Origin of the sequence: Paenimyroides viscosum (assembly GCF_003858535.1) — a bacterium.
Taxonomy (GTDB): Bacteria; Bacteroidota; Bacteroidia; order Flavobacteriales; family Flavobacteriaceae; genus Flavobacterium; species Flavobacterium viscosum.
In genome coordinates this window covers 17,449-41,481 of record NZ_RQTJ01000016.1, presented here as the reverse complement: position 1 = coordinate 41,481, position 24,033 = coordinate 17,449, and the positions used below count along the sequence as shown (strand labels likewise).

The following is a 24,033-nucleotide window of genomic DNA, read 5'->3' as shown; positions in this document are numbered from 1 at the left end:
TAAACAACAAACACGTTTGAAGAACACCGAATAATCGGTGTTTTTTTTATAAAATCATGTCTTTGTAAGAACGTATAGTTTTAAAACCTTTTTCTTTAAAATAAGTTGCTGGATTTTCTTTACTGGCAACCATAACAAAATCGCCACCCCAACCGCCAAGGCTTTTTACCAATCCGTTAAAATCTGGGAAAAGTTCTTTTTGAATGGTCGGTGTTTCTAAAATTTCACTTAAGTTTTGTTCGTAACGTTTAAAAAAAGATACAAATGTTTCCAAATCTTCAATGTGCAATAATTCGTTGGTCATTTGTGAAACCTGCTTTATTTCATCAGATAAATTCTTCTGTTTTTTTCTAAAATTTGCAATAGCATCTTTACTGTCGCGCTTTTTGTTCAGATACACAAAATAAATTTGATCTTTGAAACTAGGATCGAAAGAAACCTGCTCAACAATAGGTTCATTATTTACAACCTGATACGTTACAGGCGTGTTGTTTTGCGCGCAGGCAATATCGAAACCACTGCCACCAAACGATTTTTGCAGTAATTTAAAAGCATCAATTTGAAACCATTGTGCGATATTGTTTATTAAAGTAGATGATGTTCCCAAGCCCCAATTTCGAGGAAATGTCAATTTGGTTTCAACTAAAAAGCCGTTATTTTCTAATATGGAAGGATTCATTAAATGTGCCTGATGCAGAATATCAATCAGCGTGCTTCGCACTTTATCATCACTTGACTGATTGTTTGAAATAATATCGTTTACAGCAATTTCATCGTTGTACCAAACCAATCCATCGGCATCGTAACTTTTCCAGCTTAAGGTTTTGGTCTTTAAAGGAAAAACGCTTAAATATTGACCGAACTTTGTAGGTAATGCAAAAACCTTAGCGCCTTCTAACACATAATATTCGCCTAAAATAAACAGTTTGCCGTTGCTGTAAAATTCCATAATTATTTTTTTAAAACACTTTTCTTGTGAGAAACTGAAACAAGTTCAGCTTGACGTGTTACGTCACTTCGAGTAATTTTTTTTAAATTCTGTATCGAGAAGTTTTATATTTAAGTTCTCGATACTTCGGCGGGCTCAGCAACCACAAGCTCGAACTGACGAAATCTATTATTACTAACATTTTAAGATAAATCTGTGCATCTGTGGTATCTCACAAAGCATTTACTTTCGTAAACTTTCAATAAAATCGACAACTGCGCTGTGGGAAACCGTTTTTTCTGCGAAATGTTGTAAAACAGTCGCTTTTTCATCTACCGAAGCATTAAACTGATTCAAAATATTCATTAAGTGCATTTTCATGTGTCCTTTTTGAATACCTGTTGTTGTTAATGATTTTATGGCTGCAAAATTCTGTGCCAATCCGGCAACTGCAATAATCTGCATTAAATCATCGGCTTTTGGTTTTTCCAATAACTTCATAGCGAATTTCACCATTGGGTGCAGATTTGTTAATCCGCCTACAGTTCCTAATGCCAACGGAAGATCCATCCAAAAACGGAATTCATCACCCACAATTTCAGCATGAGAAAGCGATGTGTATTTTCCATCTTTTGCAGCAAAAGCGTGTACACCGGCTTCAATCGCTCTAAAATCGTTTCCGGTTGCCAAAACCACTGCATCTACCCCATTCATAATTCCTTTGTTGTGCGTTACGGCACGATACGTTTCTATTTCGGCAATGCGAACCGCCTGCACAAATTTCTCGGCAAACTCCTGCGGATTTTCTATTTCTTTTGATTTTAAATCGTCGATTTTGCATGAAACTTCGGCACGAACCAAACAATTAGGAACGTAATTCGATAAGATCGACATTACAATCTGTAACGATTCTTTTTCATCATTAGTAAACAAATCAAAATTTGATACTTCTTCACGCAAAACATTCGCAAATTCTTCTAAACACGAATTAATGAAATTAGCACCCATGCTGTCTTTTGTATCAAACGTAGCGTGCAGTTGGTAGTAATTTTCAAGTTCGGCAGTTTTATCTTTTAAAACAATAGCAAGAATTCCACCGCCGCGTTTTTCCATGTTTCGAGTAATGTTTGCAGTACGAGATCTAAAAACAGGTTGCAATTTTTCAATAAACTGCGCTAGATTTTGTTTAGATCCGCCAAACATAAAATGTACGTTGCCAATTTTTTCAGTAGATAAAACGGTTGCCTTAAAACCACCGCGTTTACTCCAGAATTTAGCTGCATTTGATGCCGCCGCAACTACAGAACTTTCTTCGATAACCATTGGCACCGTGTACGTTTTGCCGTTAATTACAAAGTTGGGCGCAATACCCATTGGCAGGTAAAAATTGGTAATGGTATTTTCTATAAACTCATCGTGCAGTTTTTGCAGTTCTTCGTTGCTGTTCCAGTACGATTTTAACAAATGAACCACCGTTTGGTCGTTCTTAAAGTAGGTTTCAACCAGCCAGTTTATTTTTTGTTGTTTTGTAAGTTTAGAAAAACCATTAACAATATTCATGCGGATTTTTTTTTGCAAAGATACGTTTTTTTGGTTTTGGGTTTTATGTTTGATTTTATTACTACAGATACACAGATTTATTTTATTAGAAAAGATAGATTTGTATATTTGGCGTTTGTACTACTGATTTTAGCAGATAAATTAAAATGGCAGAAATTAAAAATTCAATTTTAGCAGGAATATTTTTTGGAGTTTCAATGGGAGTTTTTTTTACTCTAATGTATGATAGTAAATATGGAATAGCTTCTGGAATAACTTCAGGTCTAATTTTTGGAATTGCGATATATCTGTTTACTACGTCTAAAGCGGTTCAAAACCAAACACAAATTGAAAATATTGAAGGACAAAAAATAATTTATTCTGGAGGCGCAAATCATTTTGTAAACAAGGAAGCTGTGGGAGGTAAATTATACTTACTTACAGATCGTGTTCAATTCAAATCTCATAACTTCAACATTCAAAATCATAGTCAAACCATCTTACTAAACGATATCAAAGAAATTGGATTTTGTTACACTTTAGGTATCGTTCCTAACGGACTTTTCATAACCACAAATAGCGGTATTGAAAAATATGTTGTGAACAATAGAAAGATTTGGAAAGATAAGATAGAAATTCAAGTACGAAATATTTCTAGTAATTAATCTCCGAGTTATAGCTCCTGAAATAATTCAAAAAAACGGTTTCCAAATCTTATCAACTTGAAAAACCAAAAAAAAGAAGTAATTTGCCCTTTTTAATTTTCAGCTTTATTTATGAAGAAAATTTTACTGCTGTCAACACTTATTACAGCATCAATCACTACTATACAAGCGCAACAACAAATAGAAGTTGCTCAAATTTGGAACGGAACTTTTAGAACCAACCAGCTAAACGCTTTAAATACGCTACATACAAAAAACCAATACAGCGTTTTAGATTATAACCAAAACGCCAAAACATTTACTATTGATGCGTTTGATTTTACTACGTTAGAAAAGGTTCAAACGTTATTTTCTACTGCCGATTTTCCTGAAATTAAAGAAATTTCTGATTATTCCATCAATAAAACCGACGATAAAATATTAATTGCAACCAACAGCAATCCTATTTACCGTCATTCGTTTACATCGGTTTATTATCTGTTCGATATCGCTTCAAAATCATTAATTAAAATTAGTGAGAATGCCATTCAGGAACCTTTGTTGAACAAAAACGGATCTAAAATTGCCTACGCTTTTGAAAATAATTTGTATGTTTTTGATGTTGCTTCTAAAAAAACGACGCAGATTACCAAAGACGGAAAGAAAAACGCCATTATAAACGGTATTACCGACTGGGTTTACGAGGAAGAATTTGCTTTTGTACGTGCGTTTGATTGGAATACCGATGGAACAAAACTGGCGTATATTAAGTTTGATGAAAGCGATGTTCCTGTTTTTTCAATGGATATTTATGGCGAAGAATTGTATCCGCAGCAACAGGTTTTCAAATACCCTAAAGCGGGTGAAAACAATTCAAAAGTGAGCTTGCATTTATACGATGTTTCAAAAGCATCAACTCAAAATGTAGCTTTAAATGCTGAAAAAGATTACTACATTCCACGCATAAAATTCACCAATAATGCGAACGTTTTAAGTGTTCAAACACAAAACCGTCATCAAAATCAGTTGAATTTGTTGTTTGTTGATGCTAATTCAGGCAAAACATCAACCATTCTTACCGAAAAAGACAAAGCGTATGTTGATGTCACCGATAATTTAACCTTTTTGAACGACAACAGTTTTATTTGGACAAGCGAAAAAGACGGTTACAATCATATTTATCATTACAATAACGACGGATCGTTAAAAAAACAGGTAACTACCGGAAATTGGGAGGTTACAAACTACTACGGTTACAACAAAAGCAACGAAACCATTTATTATCAATCGGTTGAAAACGGATCTACAAAACGCGATGTGTACAGCATTCAGTTAAATGGATCGAGCAAAAAACAACTTTCAACAGAAAGCGGAACCAACAGCGCAACTTTCAGTCCTGATTTTAAGTATTTCATAAACAATCATTCGTCAAGCACCAAAGCACCTTCGTATTCGCTTGTTGATGCATCGACCGGAAAAAACGTCAAAGAAATTTTAAACAATACCTCATTAGAGGAGAATCTTAAAAAGTTTGATCTGCCTAAAAAAGAATTTACCACTTTTAAAAACGAAGTTGGAAATGATTTAAACGGATACATTATTAAACCTAAAAATTTCGATGCTAAAAAGAAATATCCGGTGTTGTTGTATCAATATTCAGGTCCGGGTTCGCAACAAGTAGCTGATAAATGGAACGATTCTAACGATTACTGGCACATGATGCTATCTCAAAAAGGATACATTATTGTTTGTGTTGATGGTCGCGGAACAGGTTTTAAAGGTGCCGATTTTAAAAAGGTGACTCAAAAAGAATTAGGGAAATTCGAAGTTCAAGATCAAATTTTTGTAGCGAAACAATTGGTAAAAGAATCGTTTATTGATAAAAACCGCATTGGAATCTGGGGTTGGAGTTATGGTGGATTTATGAGTAGCAACGCACTTTTCCAAGGAAACGATGTCTTTAAAACGGCAATTGCAGTTGCACCGGTAACATCGTGGCGTTTTTACGATTCGGTTTACACAGAACGTTTTATGACAACCCCGCAAGAAAATGTATCGGGTTATGATAATAATTCCCCAATTACACATGCCGATAAATTAAAAGGAAACTTTTTACTGATCCATGGTACCGCAGATGATAATGTGCATGTTCAAAATGCGATGGTGTTAATCAACAAGCTGGTTTCATTAAACAAAGATTTTGACTGGTTAATTTATCCCGATAAAAACCACGGAATCTACGGAGGCAAAACCCGTGAACAATTATATACAAAAATGACTAATTACATTTTAGAAAAATTGTAAAAAAAATAATTTACTTTTATAAAATAATTTAAAGTTGACATAACTATGAATCAAATTGAAGAGAGACTTGAACCACACTTAAATAAATTAGGAGCAAGCAACAAAACCGTATTTGGGCATCCGGCCGCATTATTTGTATTATTTTTTACAGAAATGTGGGAACGTTTTAGTTATTACGGTATGCGTGCTTTACTAACCGTTTTTTTAGTATCTGAAATTTCTAAAGGAGGCTGGGGCTGGACAAACGCAGAAGCAATGGGACTTTACGGCTGGTACACCAGTTTGGTTTACGCAACACCACTTATTGGAGGAATGATTGCCGATAAACTAACCGGATTTAAAAAAGCAATTTTAATAGGTGCGTTGTTAATGACTTTAGGTCATGCGTCGATGGCGTTGGAAGGCTTTGATGCAAATTTCTTTTACATTGGTTTAGGTTTAATGATACTTGGTAACGGAATGTTTAAACCAAATATTTCATCAATGGTTGGCCAACTTTACCCAGACACTAGTTCTAAAAAAGACGCAGGTTATACCATTTTTTATATGGGAATTAATGCCGGTGCCTTTTTAGGATCTTTATTATGTGGATACTTAGGAGAAAAAATCGGATGGCATTATGGCTTTGGCTTAGCAGGTGTATTCATGTTCTTTGGAATGTTACAATTTTATTTTGGTCAGAAAATATTTGGGGTTATAGGAAACAATCCTAAAAACGATGTTCCTGAAGTAACTAAATTACAAGATGAGGTTGAAGAAGTTATAGAAGAAGAGCCTATACCTGCAAATGTTGTAAAAGACCGTTTATTTGTAGTAGCAGTTTTAATGATTGCGAGTATCTTTTTCTTTTTAGCTTTTGAACAAGCCGGTGGATCTTTAAGTATTTTTGCAAAAGATTATACACAGCGCGTTTTAGAAGGCAACACAGCAACCACTTTTAAATGGATTGATGCCATACTAACCATATTTCCAATTGCAGTTGTAACCTTTGTTTTGTTTTCCCTTGCCAAAAAAATATTTAAAGAATACCCTTTAACCATCTTTTTTACCTCAATATCGTTTTTATCAATTGCGGTATTAGGTTTATGGAAAGTACAACGAGAATTTACTGCATTAGAAACAGAAGTAACCGTATCGTGGTTTCAAATTTTAAATGCATTCTTTATTGTAATGTTTGCATCGGCCTTTAGTAAAGTTTGGGAAAAATACTGGAATCCATCAGGACCAATAAAATTTGCTTTAGGATTATTTTTAGTCGGATTTAGCTTTGTAGTAGTAGCTTATGGTGCATCAGACATACCACAAGGCGCAGTTGCTGGAGCAGTACGTGTAAGTATGCTTTGGTTGGTGTTAGCTTATTTCTTCCAAACAATGGGCGAATTGTGTTTATCTCCAGTAGGTTTATCTTATGTAAGTAAACTTTCTCCAAAAAAATTAATCGGATTAATCTTTGGTTTCTGGTTCTTGGCATCGGCTATATCAAACAAATTAGCTGGAATGATGGGCGGAATGATCGATAAAATTTCACAAGAATATTCTTTATCAACATTTTTCTTAATTATTGCAATTATGCCAATGGCTGTAGCTTTAATTTTGGTTTTAATGAATCCTATGTTGAAAAAGAAAATGCACGGAATTAATTAAAAAATCATCTAAAAATAAAATTCTACAAAAAGCTGTCTTAAAATGTCAGCTTTTTGTTTTTATATAAATCATTTTATATATTTAAAAAAATAACCAAATCTATGTACAACTATCCATTAAATTTTGTATTTAAAATAGCTACCATTAGTAATGATTTTAGTGCGACCGATGCTTCAGGAAATATACTATTTTATGTACGTGAAAAAATGTTTAAGTTTCGCGACCATGTAAAAGTATATACAAATAGTAATAAAAATCAACTTTTATATGATATCGAATCTAATAAAATAATCGATTTTCAGCAAACTTTTACCATAACGAATCATCAAAAGCAAGTAGTTGGAAAAGTGCGTAAAAAAACATTTAGTTCATTTATAAAAGCTACTTATCAATTACAAGATGCTCAAGGAAATCATATCTATACAATAAAAGAACGAAGTGCAATGGTGCGTTTTATAGATAGTATTTTTGGCGAAATACCTATAATTGGTATGTTGTCGGGTTATGTTTTTAATCCAAAATATGTGGTAACCGATTTGAAAGGAGTTGAATTAGTTGAAATGGTTAAAAAACCATCTTTTTGGGGTAGAAAATTTGAAGTACAAAAACTAAGTAACACTTTTTTTAACGATGAACAAGTAGTTTTAAGTTTAATGTTAATGGTTATTCAGCAACGAGACAGAGGATAATTTACTAAAATATAAATCTTTAAACATTTATTTTTTTGATATTTTTAATACTAAAAATTAAAATAGTAAAGCACATTTTATAATGAACGCAATAGAATACATCAACAAACTAACTACCGGTAAAAAAAACAAAGTGAACAAATTAACGGTGCGCGAGGTTGAAGAAGAAACAAAAAATAATTTTATTGCATTTGTCGATGACGAATTGCATAGCTTTGATGTAAAAATTCAACTTGTAGAAAACCAAATTATCAACGCTTTTTGTGATTGTGAATCAAAAGAAACCTATTGTTTACATAAAACCGCTGTACTATTAAATTTGTTAGATAATGAACCAACAACTACATTAAAATCTCCTCGAAAAAAGAAAACCGTAAAATTTAACGAAGCTCAAGAAATTCTTAAACAATTAGATAGCAACGAAATTAGCAATTGGCTTTCAATGGTTTTATCAAATAACAAAGAAATTGAAATGCAGTTTTTATTACATTTTTCAAAAAAAACATTGTCTTATGAAGTAGCCGATATTGAAAAACTAATTGTGAATAGTTTTACATCTATCATGCTTAAAAGAAAAAAAATCGAACTTAATGAGTTAAAAAAAATTCTAGAACTTTTAAACAAAGTACTTGCTCCGGTTTTTGATTATTTACAAACAGAAATTACCCAACGAAAAAGCTTAACCTTGTTATCAGCACTTGTAGAAGCGTTAATAATACAAGAAGGTAAATACACCGTTCCGGGCACTCGGTATGAAAAATACATTCGTTCGCTTATAGAAAAATTTGCGCTTTTGTTTAATAACGTACAAGACGAAGATGCTTGGAAAAAACAAGTAAAAGCAATCGTTGATGATTTTTTTAATACAGAAATTTTAATTGGAACTTACGCCACAGATCTTCTAGCTTTTACTCATTCATTTGCACCAACAAATCGCAAAAAATTCATTTCGGAATGTATCAAAAAAAATCTTTTGGAATATATTGAAGATGATTTTACACTGCGTTTAGAATTTAATTCTATTTTGTTAGACATTGTTACTGAGAACAACGATTTTGAAGCGGTAAATGAATATTTCACTATTTATCCTTATGAAAATGCCTTCAATATAAAATTTTTGAATGCTTTAAAAAACATCAATCCAGAGCTAACAATTGCGTATTGTTCAAAATGTATTTCAAGCAATAGTAAAATAGATTATAATTTACCGTATCTACTTATTTTAGAGGAAATTTTTACAAGCCAAAACAACCTTAAAAATTTAGCTTTAGTGAAACACGATAAATTTCAAATCGATCCAAATTTTGAAGATTATCAATTTATACAACAACATTTAGATGACAAAGAGTATTTGTCAAAATTTAGAGTTACCACCTTATCTAGATTTAGAAATTTATTTTATAAAGAAGATGTGCATGTAGATATTTATTTTGAAATTTTGCACAACGAGCAGAACTACAAAAAAATGCTAGAAGTTATTGAAAAAGATATGATTCCGTTTCGGGTACTAAACCGTTATTTAGATATTTTATTTAATCTTGATCATATAAGTTTACTGCAAAACATTTTTAATCGATTGATATTTATAGCTATTGAAGAACAACCAAATGAAAATTTTAATGAAACACAAGCTTTTGTAGTTAAGCATTATTCGCAGAATGATATTCAAGTGATTTTAAATGATGCTTGGTTTAAGAAGTATTCTTTTTATCCCAAATATTTAAAATTAGATATTCTTGAAAAATTCAAAGTTTAATTTTAAAAAAATAAAAAAACACCACAACGTTGTATGAGGCTTACGAATATTTTACTTTATTTGTAAGTTTTAAACTTTCTTAAAAATATGTTAGAAAACAAAAAACCTTCATTGTTTAGTACATTAGGCTCTTTTAATAAAAATTTCTGGATTGCCAGTTTCATGGAGCTGTTGGAACGTTGGGCATGGTACGGTATTTACACTCTTTTGGGTCTTTATTTGGTAGGATCTACCGATACGGGTGGTTTAGGATTTGATCACGTTCAAAAAGGAAACATTATGGGAAATATTGTAGGAATACTTTATTTTCTTCCCTTATTTTTTGGTGTTATTGCAGACAGAATCGGCTACAAAGTTTCATTAACAATTGCGTATATCATCATGATTTCCGGCTATTACCTGTTAGGCGAAGTAAATACGTATTGGAGTGTTTATATGGTTTTCTTGTTGGTTGCGGTTGGTGCGGCGTTTTTTAAACCGGTTGCATCGGCAATTGTTGCCCGAAATACCAATGAAACCACAGGAACAATGGGCTTTGGTATTTTTTATATGATGGTTAATATTGGTGGTTTTATTGGTCCGGCAATGTCATCGGGTTTACGAACTACATACGGTTGGAAGATTATTTTTATACAAGCTGCAATCGTAATTGGTATCAATTTAATCATTTTATTACTTTTTTATAAAGAACCAAAAGTCGAAAAACCTAAAAATTCAATAGGTGAAGCCATTAAAGAATCAATCTTAGGAATTTTTGAAGCCTTGAAAGATGTTCGTTTAGGCATTTTATTGTTGTTAATGGTTGGTTTCTGGACTATGTTCAATCAATTATTCAACACGCTTCCAAACTTTATAGAAGACTGGGTAAATTCTGCTGCAATAAGTAATTGGCTAAACGATAATCTGCCTGCATTAGGTGGTTTACTAACACAAGACGGACAAGTAAAACCGGAATGGTTCACAAACATCGATTCGTTGATGATTATTCTTTTCCAGATTACTATTTCGTTTTTTGTGATTAAAATGCGCCATATCAACGCGGTAATTCGTGGAGCTGTTATTGCAACAATTGGTATTGGTTTAACCTTTTACTCGGGCAATCTTTGGTTTACCATTATAGGAACCATGATTTTTGCTATCGGAGAGATGATGTCAAGTCCAACTGTATCATCTTTTATCGCTTTAATCACCCCAAAAGGAAAAGAAGGTTTATACCAAGGAACTTATTTTTTACCGGTAGCGGCAAGTTATTTTGTAACAAGTGTTATTTCAGGAAGTTTATATCAATCATGGTCTGATAAACTATCGTTATTGAAAAAAGAAATGGCTACCCGAAACATTGAAATGCCCGAAGTTGTTACAAAAGAACAATTTATAGAAGAAGGTTCAAAAGCATTAAACATCTCTATTTCAGCCTTTGAAAAACAATTCAACCTAAAAGCCGAAACAATTGATTGGGCTGTTGTATCAAATTCGTTAAAAGATTATGCAACTACAAAAAGTATCGATATATCACAAGTACATTTACCATTTTCTAAAAACGAATACTTTGCATTGGCAGAACAAAAATTAGGAATGGATCACTGGCAAATGGTTGATATGCTTTGGAATACCTACAACCCTAACAAAATTTGGTTTGTTATTGTAGGTATTGGGTTATTTTCAATTATATCATTATCAATTTACGACAGGTTTATCATTAAACCTCTAGAGCGTAAGCAACGAATGGTTTAAATGAAAAGTTCTTGATCTTTAAAAGCAATAAATTAAATAAATTAAGTATCTTTCAAAACTTTTTATAAAAACATTAAAACTAAATCAATGGCAACAGAAACAGCTAATCCTGATTTTTTTAAATCAAATGTTTTAGGACATCCTGCCGGATTATTCGTTCTTTTCTTTACAGAAATGTGGGAGCGCTTCTCGTTTTACGGAATGAGGGTTCTACTTGTTCTATTCTTAACAGCCGCATTAAGTGGCAACAATCCAGGAATGGGTTGGTCTGCAGAGCATGCAGGCGCATTATATTCAACCTACGCAATGCTTTTATATATTACCCCTATTTTTGGTGGTATTATTGCCGATAGATTCATAGGTTATCGTTGGGCAGTTGTTATTGGTTCTATTGTAATGACCATGGGACACGTTATTATGTTTTTCGATTCTGAAATTGCATTGTACTTTGGACTTGGATGTTTAGTAATAGGAACTGGATTCTTTAAACCAAATATGACTTCTATTTTATCTGAAATGTACAAGTCATTCCCAGAAAAAAAAGACGGTGCTTACACAATATTTTACATGGGTGTAAACGCAGGTGCCTTTTTTGGTATGATGCTTTGTGGATATCTTGCAAGAGAAATGGGCTGGCATTATGGTTTTGGATTAGCCGCGGTTTTCATGGGGTTAGGTACTTTGCAGTTTTGGTTGGCTAAACCATTATTCGGAAATATTGGTGATGTACCTAAAAAAGAAGCAAACACAACCAATGTTGTAGATTTAACCAAAAAAGAAGGTGAATCAGACGATGATTATGTTGAAAGAGTAAAAGACGGTAAAAGAAACCATTTTACAACTTTAGATTATATACTAATAGGTTTTACAACAATTGTAGGTTTATTATTTGCGTTTGATGCACCATTATATGTTATTGGCGGTATAGACTTTTTACCAACAGTTGATCTTTCTTCGTTAGGATTTGATACCGTTCGTGGAATGTATTTGTTAGTAATTCTTGGCTTATTTATCTTTATAGGATTAATTATTTCTAGGTTAATTAGATACGAAAAAGTAATTCGCGATAGAATGATCGCTGTTATTATATTCGCATTTTTTACCATTTTCTTTTGGATGAGTTTTGAACAAGCAGCATCATCTTTAGTATTATTTGCACGCGATAGCGTAGACAGATCTTTAGAAGGAACATCGTTAACTATTTTTAATATTGTAAATACTTTATTAACTGTTGTTCCATTATTATTTATTTCTTGGGTTCTTTATCTATTAGCTAAACAAACTTGGAATAAAGCCGCAACTACTAACATAGTGCTAATTATAACCTTTTTAGGTGTTTGGGCAGTTGCTCTTTGGATGTTATACAACGAATTTACTAAAGAAGCATCAGAGATCGATCCTACTTGGTTCTCTATCTTAAACTCATTCTTTATCATTGCATTTGCGTCATCTGTATCAAAAATATGGGATTCTAAATTTAATCCACCAGCAGCTGTAAAATACGGTATGGGATTAATTATTATGGCTATTGGTTTTGGACTATTAGCTTATGGATCGCACGGTATTACAGAAGGCATTAAAGTTTCAATGATTTGGTTAATCCTAGCATACCTTTTCCATACACTTGGTGAATTATGTTTATCACCAGTTGGTTTATCATATGTTTCTAAATTAGTACCTGCGCGTATGATTGCCTTTATGTTTGGTATGTGGTATTTAGCTATTGCTATTGGAAACAAACTAGCAGCATTATTAGGGGGACAAATTGATAATATTACACAACAATATTCATTATCAACCTTCTTCTTAATATTTACAGTTGTACCAATTGCAGCAGGTTTATTAGTAATGATGCTAAATCCGGTTCTTAAAAAATTAATGCATGGTGTTAAATAAGGCATGCTTTTTGAAAATAACAAATCCGATAGTTTTTGCTATCGGATTTTTTTTATATTTACGTAATTAATTTTTAAACAATGAAAAAAAGCATTTTTTTAGTATTATTTACTATGGCTTGTTTTGTTAGCCAAGCACAAGAAATTAAATGGATGAGCATGAAAGATGCACTTACGGCTCAAAAAAAGAATAAAAAACCTATTTTTATTGATGTTTATACCGTTTGGTGTGGACCTTGTAAAATGTTAGATAAAAACACCTTTTCTGACGCAAAGGTTATTGAAGTAATTAACAAAAAATACAACGCCGTAAAATTTAATGCCGAAGGTAACGACGAGTTTCAATTTGGTGGTACATTGTACAAAAATCCAGATTACAATGATGCTCGTAAAAATTCAAGAAACGGAACACATCAGTTTACAAGTTTCTTAAAAGTTCCTGGATACCCTACAATGGCTGTTATAGATTCGGAAGGAAAAATAACAAAAGGAATCGTTGGTTACAACACTCCAGAACAATTATTACCTCAATTATAATTTATCACATAACTTCCCTTAGTACGCATATCGTGGTAAGGGATTTTCCTTTTCTTAAAATATTCTACATACTCATCAACCAAATATTGATAGTTTCCGTTGTGCAGTAAAATCATTTTAGGTTGAACATTTTGCATTAATCGATCTAAATTAATTTTTGGATTTTGGTGTAAAACCACATAATCAAACTGCTGTTTAGGATACACTGCTAAACTGTCAATGATTAACCACTTTTTATCATTCAGAACAAAAGAATTTTGCAACGAATCAATACTTTTAACTTTTGAATTTGTATGGAGTTCGTAATTTTTCAAACTTTGTAATGTAAACTTATTTACTTTGCCAATTTGATGAATTTTTGACCCTACTCTATTAGTAATAACCACATTATTCGCATCGCTCATCACAACAACTTCTTGTTTGTTTTTATTTTCGGTTATATTTTTTAAAGTTATCAATTGAAAAAAAACTACAATCGAAAGAAAAACATAAACCTTATACAGTTCCTTTTTTTGGAAAAACCAAAACAGTGTAAAAATCATTAATAAAGCCAAAACAGTTTGTAAGATTGTGATATGATAATCAATTGTTTTAACTGAATAATAATCAGATAATCTGCTTAAACTATCAAAACAAAAAGTACTAATCCAACTTAAAAACGGAGTGAAAAATGCAAAAACCTTTACTGAAATCAAACTTAAAAGCATCTGTATAAACCAAGCACAAAGCAAAAATGAGGTTATTGGAATGGCAATGATATTTCCAATTAAAAACAATAACGGAATCTGTTTAAAATAATAAATACTTAATGGTAAAACTCCTAATTGCGCAACCAAAGAAACCCCTACAAGCTGACCAAAATAATTTAAAATCCAGTTCTTAAAAGTAAAATAATGTTGAACAACCGGATAACAGAACACAATGGCAAATACCGCAAGATAGCTTAATTGAAAACCAACATCGAACAAATAATTAGGATCAAAAAGTAGAATTAACAGCATACTGCCAACCAAAAGATTAATTGTATGAATTCTTCTTCCTGCGAATGTTCCAATAATCGTCATTAAACACATTAAGGCTGCACGAACTACCGATCCTGAAAAGCCTGCCATTAAACTGAAGATCAACAGGAAAATAATTAAGATTATGGTTATTAGATTTTTTGAAAGTCGTAATTTTCTTAAAACATAAGAAATAGTAGAGAACAATAATACAACGTGCATTCCCGATACTGCAAGTACATGTAAAATTCCGAAATCTTTAAACTGCTGCTGAATTTCATCATTTAAATTGGTTTTAATGCCAAACAGAAGCGCCTGAATAAAACCTTGCGTTTTCTCTGAATATCCTAATTTATAAAATTGTGCGGTAAGATAATCTCTACCACTAACAATTACCGATTGAAAAGATTTTTCTTCGGCAATTTTAAAAGATTGGTTATACGTTGTTATCTGATAATGAATATTCTTTAAACTTAAATATTCGCTGTAGTTAAAATCGTAAAGATTCCGTGGTTCAGGCACTTTCTTAATGGTCCCTACCAACTTATAAACGTTTCCGACTTTAGGAATTGGTTCTTTGTTAGAAAAAGTAACCAAAACTTTAGGCTCTTGTTTTTCTGAAACCAAATCGGCATACATTCGATGAGAATAAGCGTTTGATTTTAATACATCGGTAACTTTTATAGTGAATTCTTTTTCATTTAAATTATCAATAATTACAGGCTTGTTGTTAAAACTGTACGATAGAAATCCAAGCGAAGAAAAAGCAAAGAAGACAGACAGAATCGTTAAAACATTCAACTTGCGGTTAAAACCTTTATTTCGCTGTAAAATATAAAGAAAAAGTAACCCCACAAAAGACAAAAGGGCAATTGAAAGCACAAGCGAATTTGGAAGCTTAAAATAAAAGCCACAAAAAATCCCACTAACATAAGAAAATGTAATGGGATAAATTGGATATTTCATTACCTTATTCATTAAAATAAAGATATGAAAATTTGAATATTAAATAACTAACTATAATACTTGTCTGTCGTAAACGCGGTTTATTTGTACAAACCCTTTACTGTAATACGCTTCTTTTGTTGAATTGATTGAAACACCTTTAGATGTTGCAGAGTGGATAAACTTAATATCGTCTCCATCTACCTCAATTACAATACCTACATGATTAATCACTCTTGAACCACCATTTTTAAAGAAAATCAAATCACCAGGTTTAGCATCTGAAGAAGATACGCGTTCACCACGTGATGCCATTTCTTTAGAAGTTCTTGGCAAATCGATATTAAACTGATTGAATGCGTTTTTTACAAAACCCGAACAATCCATTCCTGTACGAGACATTCCGCCCCATTGGTAACGTATCCCCTGATAATCATTGGCTACATTAAGTAATTGTTCTGTTAAATAGCAATATTTCAACTTTTCGACTTTCTTAGACCCTTTATTGTCTAATTGATCGTCAATTGCATTCATTTGTTTATTAATATTTGCAATTGTAGCCTCTTCTTTTGCTTTCTGTATTTTTGATGTAGTTGTAACAGTAGTCTTTTTTACTTGGGCAGAAACTTCTGTACTTAAACATACAGTAAACAAAGTTACTAACGTTAAAGCTAAATTTTTCATTAATTTAAATATGTTTTGAAATAAGAATTTATAATTTGCTTTGGTATAACACAAATATAGCTTTTTTAATTTTCTTAAACTTCCTAAAAAGGTCTTAAAGTTTTCTTAATTATGTTGATAACTCGCTCACTTGCACCACCGCCACCCAATAATTCACTTAATTCATGGTACTTTGCAAGCATTTTAGATCGATCTAAATTGTTGATAACTTTATCGAATTCTTTTTTTATGGTTGCTGTATTACACTCTTTTTGAATTAATTCGGTAACAATTTGTTCATCCATTATTAAATTTACCAGCGAAATGTACTTTAATTTAATCACTCGTTTAGCAATTTGATACGATATTTCGTTGCCTTTGTAAACCACCACTTGGGGCACATTAAACAGCGCAGTTTCTAACGTTGCCGTGCCCGACGTTACTATAGCAGCGTAGGCATTGTTCAACAGATTATACGTATCATTCAAGATTAACTGAACGTTTTCTTGTTTGATAAACGGTTTATAGAAATCGGCATTTAAACTTGGTGCGCCTGCAATAATGAATTGAAACTGCGGATAGGAATCTACAATTCGAAGCATTTCGGTAAGCAGTTTTGAGATTTCCTGCTTGCGACTTCCTGGCAACAAAGCAATAATTGGTCGATCATCCAGCCCATAAACTTCTTTAAAATCTATTGACTGATTTTTTTTGAACGATTCTATAGCATCCAACAACGGATGTCCAACGTAATGTACCGGATAATTGTGCTTGTTTTCATAAAAATCTTTTTCGAAAGGAAGAATCGTGTACATTTGGTTTACATCGCGCTTTATCGCTTTAATCCTGCCTTCTTTCCAAGCCCAAATTTGTGGCGAAATGTAATAATGCGTATCAAAACCTTCGTTCTTTGCCCATTTGGCAATGCGCATATTAAAACCGGGATAATCAATAAAAATAATTACATCGGGATTAAACGCTTTGATATCCTTTTTACATAAATCGATATTCTTAAAAATGGTTCTAAGGTTTGCCACAACTTCTGCAAAGCCCATAAAAGCCAAATCTTTGTAGTGTTTTACCAATGTACCACCCACCTGCTGCATTAATTCGCCACCCCAAAAACGCACTTCTGCATTGGGTTCTTCCTTAAAAAGCGCTTTCATTAAATTGGCTCCATGTAAATCGCCCGAAGCTTCGCCGGCTATAATGTAATATTTCATTAACTAAAAATAATGTAGAAGGCTATTAGAATAAACGAAAAAATAACTCCGCGTGCACTGAAATAATTTTCGCGATTTAAAAACAAATAAAACAAACCGATATTTGGAATTGATCCTAATGAAAAGGCTTTTGTTGATATATCGGTCATTTTAAAGATTAAACCATCTGTTAGCGGATTCATCTTTGTAAATAAATAAAACACAATGCAGCCGCATACAAACGAAACTGCCAATGCGCATAAAGTTCCTAATAAAAATTTAAAAAAACGGTCCATTACAATTCCCATGTATTAAGTTGTTGTACTGCGTGGTAAGCAGTTAAATCATATTGCACAGGCACTACCGAAATATATCCGTTTGCAAGCGCCCATTCGTCGGTATCTTCACCTTTGTCATGATTTACAAAAGTTCCGGTTAACCAATAATATTTTTTCCCATGCGGATTGGTACGTTCATCGAACTTTTCAACCCACGTAGCTTTTGCCTGTCGGCATATTTTTATTCCTTTGATGCTTTTTTCTGCCAGTTTAGGAAAATTCACATTCAACACAACGCCTTCTGGTAAACCATTTTTAAGAGTTTCAAGGGTAATTTGTTTTACGAATTTTTTAATAGGCTCAAAATCGGCGTTCCAACTGAAATCTGCCAAAGAAAAACCTATTGCCGGAATACCGCTCATACCTGCTTCTACTGCTGCAGACATAGTTCCCGAATAAATCACGTTTGATGCAGAATTGGACCCGTGGTTAATACCCGAAACACAAATATCTGGCTTTGCTTTAATAATCTGATCTATGGCAATTTTTACACAATCTACGGGCGTTCCCGAACAGGCGAATTCCTTAATCTCGTCTTTATCAATATAAACCTGCTCTAAAAACAAGGTGTTGTTCACGGTAATTGCATGCCCCATTGCCGATTGCGGACTATCGGGAGCTACAACAACCACCTGACCAATTTCTTTCATAATACTAATTAAAGTACGAATTCCCGGAGCTGTAATTCCGTCGTCGTTCGTTACTAAAATCAATGGCTTTTTCATAAAAAATCTTTTGTTACCGTAAAAGTAATCATTTTAATTAAAAAAGCCTTTTAAAACACATATTCGCCTAAAAGAGTTAACAAAATTTTATTTATCCTTTAATAGTTTTTATAATAAGAATTTAGTTACTTTAGTTGAAAATTATTTGATGAATGCTATTTGGCAATTTATGAAGAGAAATTATAAAGTACTGATACTAATTGTGGCACTTTCTGCTGCATTATGGAGTTTTGTTCCATTTAAAAAAACGGCTGAACCCGATCCGGAAAAAGAGGCTTTTTTAATGGGCGTATTAAGTTTTGTTTTACAAAACGCACATTACCAACCTGCCGATATTAATGATTCTTTTTCAGAGAAAGTTTATACCAACTATTTAAAAATAATAGATGGCAATAAACGCTATTTACTACAATCGGACATTGACGGTTTGAACAAATACCAAACCTTATTAGATGACGAGTTTAAAGAACAGCGTATTAACTTTTTCAACGAAAGTTATCCATTATTTGAAAATCGTATTCAAGAAGCGAAAACGTATTATAAAGAAATTTTGGCATCGCCTATAGATTTTAGTATTAAAGAATCTATTAATACCGATTACGAAAAACAACCGTGGGTAAAAAATAAAACAGAATTAAAAGAACGCTGGCGTAAACAACTGAAACTAAATGTGCTTTCAGGAATTGAAGATAAACTAAAACTTCAAGAAAATGATTCTTTAAAAAACGAACCTAAAAAAACGTTTGCAGAACTTGAAAAAGAATCGCGTGAAACAACATTAAAATCGTTGAACGAATTTTTTGAATTTTTTGAAGAGATTTCTCGTGACGAATGGTTAACCATTTACATAAACACACTTTTAGAACAATTTGATCCACACACCAACTATCTTGCTCCTGATGATAAGAAGAAATTCGACGAAAGTATGGCGGGTTCTATGGAAGGGATTGGTGCACAGCTTCGTAAAAAAGATCAAAATACCGAAATTACCGAAGTTATTCCAGGCGGACCTGCCATGAAACAAGGTGAATTAGAAAATGGCGACATTATTTTAAAAGTAGGTCAGGGCGAAGAACTACCCGTTGATATTACTGGTATGCGCTTAGATAAAGTGGTTAAAATGATCAAAGGTAAAAAAGGAACCACTGTAAAATTAACCGTTAAAAAAGTAGACGGTAGTGTAAAAGTTATTGCAATTGTACGCGACAAATTTGAAATGGAAGAAACCTTTGCAAAATCGTCGGTAATTGATACACCTGAAGGTAAATTTGGAATTATTCACTTACCAAAATTCTATATCAGTTTTGAAAACCGTGATGGTCGTGATGCCTTTAAAGATGTTGCTAAAGAAGTGGAATATCTAAAAGAACAAAAAGTAGAAGGTATCATTGTAGATTTGCGTAACAACGGCGGTGGATCGTTGCAAACCGTTGTTGATATGGTAGGTTTATTTATACCAAACGGACCTGTAGTTCAAGTTAAAGCAAAATCGGGCGAAAGTGATGTATTGTACGATCGTGACAATAAAACACAATGGAATGGACCTTTGGTTGTTTTAATTAATAATTATTCTGCATCGGCTTCAGAAATTTTTGCTGCGGCTATTCAAGATTACAATCGTGGTTTGGTTTTAGGATCTAAACATTCATACGGAAAAGGAACCGTTCAAAACTTATTAGATTTAAACCGTTTTGGAAATAAGAAAATTGGCGACTTAGGTGCTATGAAATTCACAAGTCAGAAATTTTACCGTATTAACGGTGGATCTACTCAGCTTAAAGGTGTAGAAAGCGACTTGGTTTTACCGGATCGTTTCTTATATGTTGATACCGGCGAGCGCGACAACGAAAATGCAATGGAATGGGATAAAATAGCCAAAGCAAAATACAACGTATTTAACTACAATTTTGCACCTGTTGTAAGCAAAAGTAAAAACCGCGTTGCTGCTAAAAATGAATTTAAATTGATTGATGAAAGTGCGAAATGGGTAAAGTCTCAGCAAGAAGACAATACATTTCCGTTAGAATACAATGAGTATTTGGCAAAATCTAAACAATTAGAAGAGCAATCAAAACGTTTCAACGTTTTAAAAGAATATAAAAACAGTTTGGCATTCACCTCATTACCACACGATGAAGCATTAATTAAAAACGATACCGTGCTGCAAAACAAACGCAAACGCTGGTTTAAAAGCCTAAACAACGATGTTTATGTAGAAGAAGCCGTTAATGTTTTAAAAGATATTAAAACAAGTGAATTTAAAATTGGTTCATCAACAAATTTAGTCAAGTAATATATCAAGTACGTCAGTTCGAGCTTGTCGAGAACTAATTAATTAAAAGCTTCTCGATACACTTCACTGCGTTACGCTACTCGAAGTAACGGTTTAAGTAGATATATAATGGCGTAAGAGTTCTGATAGTCATTTAAAAAATAAAAAAGTGTTTAAAAAATTTGTCTCGGCAAATAAAAAAGCGCTCCAAAAATTCAAAAGAAATTCTTGGGGCGTTTTTTCATTAGTCTTTATCGTAGTTTTAAGTTTATTTGCATTGGGTGCCTATATTATTGCGCCCGATAACACCGTAAATGCGAACAACGGCGATGTTTCCATAAGTACGCAAAAACCGGGCTTTACAGTTAAAACAATAAATATTCCGTTGGGAAATAAAAACAAATCATCGGTTTTTGATTATTTTACCGGCAAAGAAATTAAAGAACAGTTTATTCCCGTTTTATCTTATACTTTTAAAGGCGATACGCTTTATTACAAAGAATTTTCGGTTGATCCATCTACTTCACAAACCAAATACGTACTTACCAACGTATTTCCCGATGCGGATCAAAAATCGATAGAAGAAAACCACATCAAGACAAAAAAATATCTGTTAGGAACCGATAATCAGGGGCGCGATTATTTAAGTCGGTTACTGGTTGGCGCACGCGTTTCGCTGGCAATTGGTTTTATAGCTGTGTTTATTTCATTAATCATTGGCATTACACTTGGTGCACTTGCGGGTTATTTCGGCGGAAAAACCGATGCTTTTATTCTGTGGCTTATTAACGTAATATGGTCTATCCCTACCCTTTTGCTGGTTATTGCAATAACCTTGGCATTAGGAAAAGGATTCTGGCAGGTTTTCATTGCCGTTGGTTTAACCATGTGGGTTGAAGTTGCCCGAGTAGTCCGCGGACAGGTTTTAAGCGTAAAGCAAATGCAGTATGTAACCGCAGCACGCGCTTTAGGTTTTTCGGATCTACGCATTATTTTTAAACACATTATACCCAATATCATGGCTCCGGTTATTGTAATTTCGGCAGCCAATTTTGCATCGGCAATTCTGGTAGAAAGCGGTTTAAGCTTTTTAGGTTTGGGCGCACAAGTACCCGTACCAAGCTGGGGCGGCATGATTAAAGAACACTACAACTACATTATTTTAGGAAAACCACATTTGGCATTAATTCCCGGCTTGGCAATGTGTTTGGTTGTAGTTGCTTTTATGATGATTGGTAACGCATTACGAGATGCGTTGGATGTGAAGGGGTAGATTTTTATTGTCACGGATTGCAAATCCGCGACATCGGGTTTTTTAATCTTTTGAGCAACTTTTTCTATAATGCACTACGGGTTAAACCGGAGTTAAACAACACAAAACGGGTCAGTAGCAACACAAAACGGGTACTACAAAATACAAATCGGCTCGGTAGCAACACAAAACGGGTCGGTAGCAATGCAAATCGGGTCGGTAACAATGCAAATCGGGTCAGAAGCAACACGAATCGGAACAGAAGCAACACAAACCGGGTGCTACAAAATAGAAATCGACTACTACAAAATACAAATCGGGTTCGAAGAAATGCAAATCTACAGGGAATTAACTCTCTGCTACCCCACGAATATCGTGTGGAGTTAAAGAGTATTTGTATAGCGGAATATTAAGTGCAGTAAGTTTTGTATATTTGAGTGTTTAATTAAATTTTAATGATTTTTAAAACGCCCTATTACATATCATTTCAACTTAAACATATATAAAATGAAAAGTATTTTAACCTTATTAGCGAATTTGCAAAATCAGTTTATAAACACCGCCCGAATTGCAATTTTAATTGTCATGGTTTGGATTGGCGGTCTTAAAGCGTTTCAATACGAAGCTGATGGAATTGTTCCTTTTGTAGCTAATAGTCCGTTAATGTCTTTTTTCTATTCAAAGCAAGCTCCTGAATACAAAGAATATAAAAACCCGGAAGGTAAAACGGTTGAAAAAAATATTGCTTGGCACACAGAAAACAACACCTATCTTTTTTCTTACGGATTAGGAACTGTGATTATAATAATAGGTTTACTAACCTTTTTAGGAATATGGAATGCTAAAATAGGATTAATTGGCGGTTTACTAACATTTGGAATGTCATTAGTTACCTTAACTTTTTTAATTACCACACCCGAAGTATATGTTCCGAAATTAGACGGAGATTTTCCTACACCACATTATGGATTTCCGTATTTATCAGGTGCCGGAAGATTAGTGATAAAAGATGTTATTATGATGGCAACCGGACTTATTTGCGCAGCCGATTGTGCTAAGAGAATAGTAGCTATGAAATTTAATCATACTAAAAACATCTTATAAAAATCTACTGAATAACAAACTGTTTTAAATCGTAGCGATCACCTCTAAATATATTTAAATCTACTTTGGTTTCAATGCCGTTTACGGTGCCTTTATCGGTAAACTGCCAAAAATGCCAGTCATTGTTCATTTTTTCGCTGAACAAGCTGTATTTAGCAATCCATATTTTATATTCGGGAAAATATTCTTTTAAATGATGTTGGTAGAAATTGGCACCCGAATAAATAATAGGTTTTACGCCGTAATGCTTTTCTACAATTTGCAGCCAGTTTTTTAAACCTTCGCGCATTTTTTCTTTCGATTGTTCTTTTGAAAGTTCCTCAATATCCAACACCGGAAAAAAATCTCCAGGTTCTAAAGGTGTGTTTTTAATGAAGTTTAGTGCTTGTTGGGTACTGTTTTCATCAGGTCGATAATAATGATAGGCGCCACGAACCAACAAACGACTTTTGGCTTTTTTCCAATTGTACGTAAACTTGGTATCAACCCCATCGATTCCCATGGTAGATCGTAAAAAAACATAATCAACCGCAAATTTTCCATATAACGAATCAATTTCCTTCCAATTAATATCGTACTGATAATGCGATACATCAAACCCAAACAAATGATCGTTGTGCTTGTCTAAAATTTCAATGGCGCGGAAATCGTGAACTGTTACTTCCTTGCTGTCTTCCTTTTTAAAAATTCGTTCATACAAATCGGTCACAAAATAGCCAATTCCATCTCGGTAATGAAAAATTAAAAAAGCAATAATTAATAGCGAATACGCCAAAACATGCCATTTCCATACAGCTGTTTTTTTCTTTTTAGGCGCACGCTTGCGAACATATTTTTTAGGTTTTGGAACTGCCATTTTAG

General features: G+C 33.2%; 19 protein-coding genes. 11 read left to right on the top strand and 8 right to left on the bottom strand.

The genetic code is table 11. The features are described 5' to 3' along the window. Positions 1 to 46: 46 nt before the first annotated feature. Complete coding sequence (locus tag EG242_RS08800; protein WP_317124944.1) at positions 47 to 949, bottom strand: GYDIA family GHMP kinase; 903 nt, start codon at positions 947 to 949, stop codon at positions 47 to 49. A gap of 222 nt (positions 950 to 1,171) precedes the next feature. Then, positions 1,172 to 2,488 (bottom strand): hydroxymethylglutaryl-CoA reductase, degradative, encoded by a 1,317-nt coding sequence (locus EG242_RS08795; protein ID WP_124899525.1) that lies wholly within the window; start codon positions 2,486 to 2,488, stop codon positions 1,172 to 1,174. A 146-nt stretch (positions 2,489 to 2,634) separates the two neighbouring features. Here EG242_RS08795 and EG242_RS08790 point away from each other — a divergent pair, with 146 nt between their 5' ends. From EG242_RS08790 to EG242_RS08755, 8 genes are all read left to right on the top strand, one after another. Further along, entirely contained in the window at positions 2,635 to 3,132 is a 498-nt protein-coding gene (locus EG242_RS08790; RefSeq protein WP_124899524.1) for a hypothetical protein, read from the top strand. Between the two features lie 111 nt (positions 3,133 to 3,243). Beyond that, complete coding sequence (locus EG242_RS08785) at positions 3,244 to 5,415, top strand: S9 family peptidase (RefSeq protein ID WP_124899523.1); 2,172 nt, start codon at positions 3,244 to 3,246, stop codon at positions 5,413 to 5,415. 45 nt (positions 5,416 to 5,460) lie between these two features. Continuing rightward, the gene (locus EG242_RS08780; protein ID WP_124899522.1) at positions 5,461 to 7,059 is read left to right on the top strand and encodes a peptide MFS transporter; all 1,599 of its coding nucleotides are present in this window, start codon (positions 5,461 to 5,463) and stop codon (positions 7,057 to 7,059) included. Between the two features lie 101 nt (positions 7,060 to 7,160). After that, positions 7,161 to 7,748: an LURP-one-related family protein gene (locus tag EG242_RS08775; RefSeq protein WP_124899521.1), complete on the top strand. Its 588-nt coding sequence runs from the start codon at positions 7,161 to 7,163 to the stop codon at positions 7,746 to 7,748. A gap of 82 nt (positions 7,749 to 7,830) precedes the next feature. Further along, complete coding sequence (locus EG242_RS08770; protein WP_124899520.1) at positions 7,831 to 9,504, top strand: hypothetical protein; 1,674 nt, start codon at positions 7,831 to 7,833, stop codon at positions 9,502 to 9,504. Between the two features lie 87 nt (positions 9,505 to 9,591). After that, a complete protein-coding gene (locus tag EG242_RS08765; protein ID WP_124899519.1) occupies positions 9,592 to 11,238 on the top strand; it encodes an MFS transporter in 1,647 nt (548 codons plus the stop codon). Between the two features lie 87 nt (positions 11,239 to 11,325). Then, the gene (locus EG242_RS08760; protein ID WP_124899518.1) at positions 11,326 to 13,134 is read left to right on the top strand and encodes a peptide MFS transporter; all 1,809 of its coding nucleotides are present in this window, start codon (positions 11,326 to 11,328) and stop codon (positions 13,132 to 13,134) included. Between the two features lie 80 nt (positions 13,135 to 13,214). After that, the gene (locus tag EG242_RS08755; RefSeq protein WP_124899517.1) at positions 13,215 to 13,670 is read left to right on the top strand and encodes a thioredoxin family protein; all 456 of its coding nucleotides are present in this window, start codon (positions 13,215 to 13,217) and stop codon (positions 13,668 to 13,670) included. Here EG242_RS08755 and EG242_RS08750 read toward each other — a convergent pair. The 5 genes from EG242_RS08750 to surE form a co-directional block, all read right to left on the bottom strand. Then, on the bottom strand, positions 13,661 to 15,637 hold the full coding sequence (locus tag EG242_RS08750) for a ComEC/Rec2 family competence protein (RefSeq protein ID WP_158608859.1): 1,977 nt from the start codon (positions 15,635 to 15,637) through the stop codon (positions 13,661 to 13,663). The genes EG242_RS08755 and EG242_RS08750 overlap by 10 nt on opposite strands. Positions 15,638 to 15,688: 51 nt before the next feature. Beyond that, the gene (locus tag EG242_RS08745) at positions 15,689 to 16,300 is read right to left on the bottom strand and encodes a C40 family peptidase (RefSeq protein ID WP_124899515.1); all 612 of its coding nucleotides are present in this window, start codon (positions 16,298 to 16,300) and stop codon (positions 15,689 to 15,691) included. A gap of 83 nt (positions 16,301 to 16,383) precedes the next feature. Further along, positions 16,384 to 17,502, bottom strand: a complete 1,119-nt coding sequence (gene lpxB, locus EG242_RS08740; RefSeq protein WP_124899514.1) for a lipid-A-disaccharide synthase — start codon at positions 17,500 to 17,502, stop codon at positions 16,384 to 16,386. Beyond that, on the bottom strand, positions 17,502 to 17,789 hold the full coding sequence (locus EG242_RS08735; protein ID WP_124899513.1) for a hypothetical protein: 288 nt from the start codon (positions 17,787 to 17,789) through the stop codon (positions 17,502 to 17,504). The genes lpxB and EG242_RS08735 overlap by 1 nt, the downstream gene beginning before the upstream one ends. After that, positions 17,777 to 18,544 (bottom strand): 5'/3'-nucleotidase SurE, encoded by a 768-nt coding sequence (surE, locus tag EG242_RS08730; RefSeq protein WP_124899512.1) that lies wholly within the window; start codon positions 18,542 to 18,544, stop codon positions 17,777 to 17,779. The genes EG242_RS08735 and surE overlap by 13 nt, the downstream gene beginning before the upstream one ends. Before the next feature lie 148 nt (positions 18,545 to 18,692). Here surE and EG242_RS08725 point away from each other — a divergent pair, with 148 nt between their 5' ends. The 3 genes from EG242_RS08725 (at position 18,693) to EG242_RS08715 (ending at position 23,172) form a co-directional block, all read left to right on the top strand. Continuing rightward, positions 18,693 to 20,837 carry a carboxy terminal-processing peptidase gene (locus EG242_RS08725; protein WP_124899511.1) on the top strand — a complete coding sequence of 715 codons (2,145 nt, stop codon included), beginning with the start codon at positions 18,693 to 18,695 and terminating at the stop codon, positions 20,835 to 20,837. Between the two features lie 148 nt (positions 20,838 to 20,985). Next, entirely contained in the window at positions 20,986 to 22,089 is a 1,104-nt protein-coding gene (locus tag EG242_RS08720) for an ABC transporter permease (RefSeq protein ID WP_124899510.1), read from the top strand. Positions 22,090 to 22,575: 486 nt separating this feature from the next. After that, positions 22,576 to 23,172 carry a DUF417 family protein gene (locus EG242_RS08715; protein ID WP_124899509.1) on the top strand — a complete coding sequence of 199 codons (597 nt, stop codon included), beginning with the start codon at positions 22,576 to 22,578 and terminating at the stop codon, positions 23,170 to 23,172. 4 nt (positions 23,173 to 23,176) lie between these two features. On the opposite strand, the gene EG242_RS08710 is transcribed toward EG242_RS08715, so the two are convergent. Next, positions 23,177 to 24,028, bottom strand: coding sequence for a GH25 family lysozyme (locus EG242_RS08710; RefSeq protein ID WP_124899508.1), 852 nt, complete (start codon positions 24,026 to 24,028; stop codon positions 23,177 to 23,179). Positions 24,029 to 24,033 lie beyond the last annotated feature (5 nt).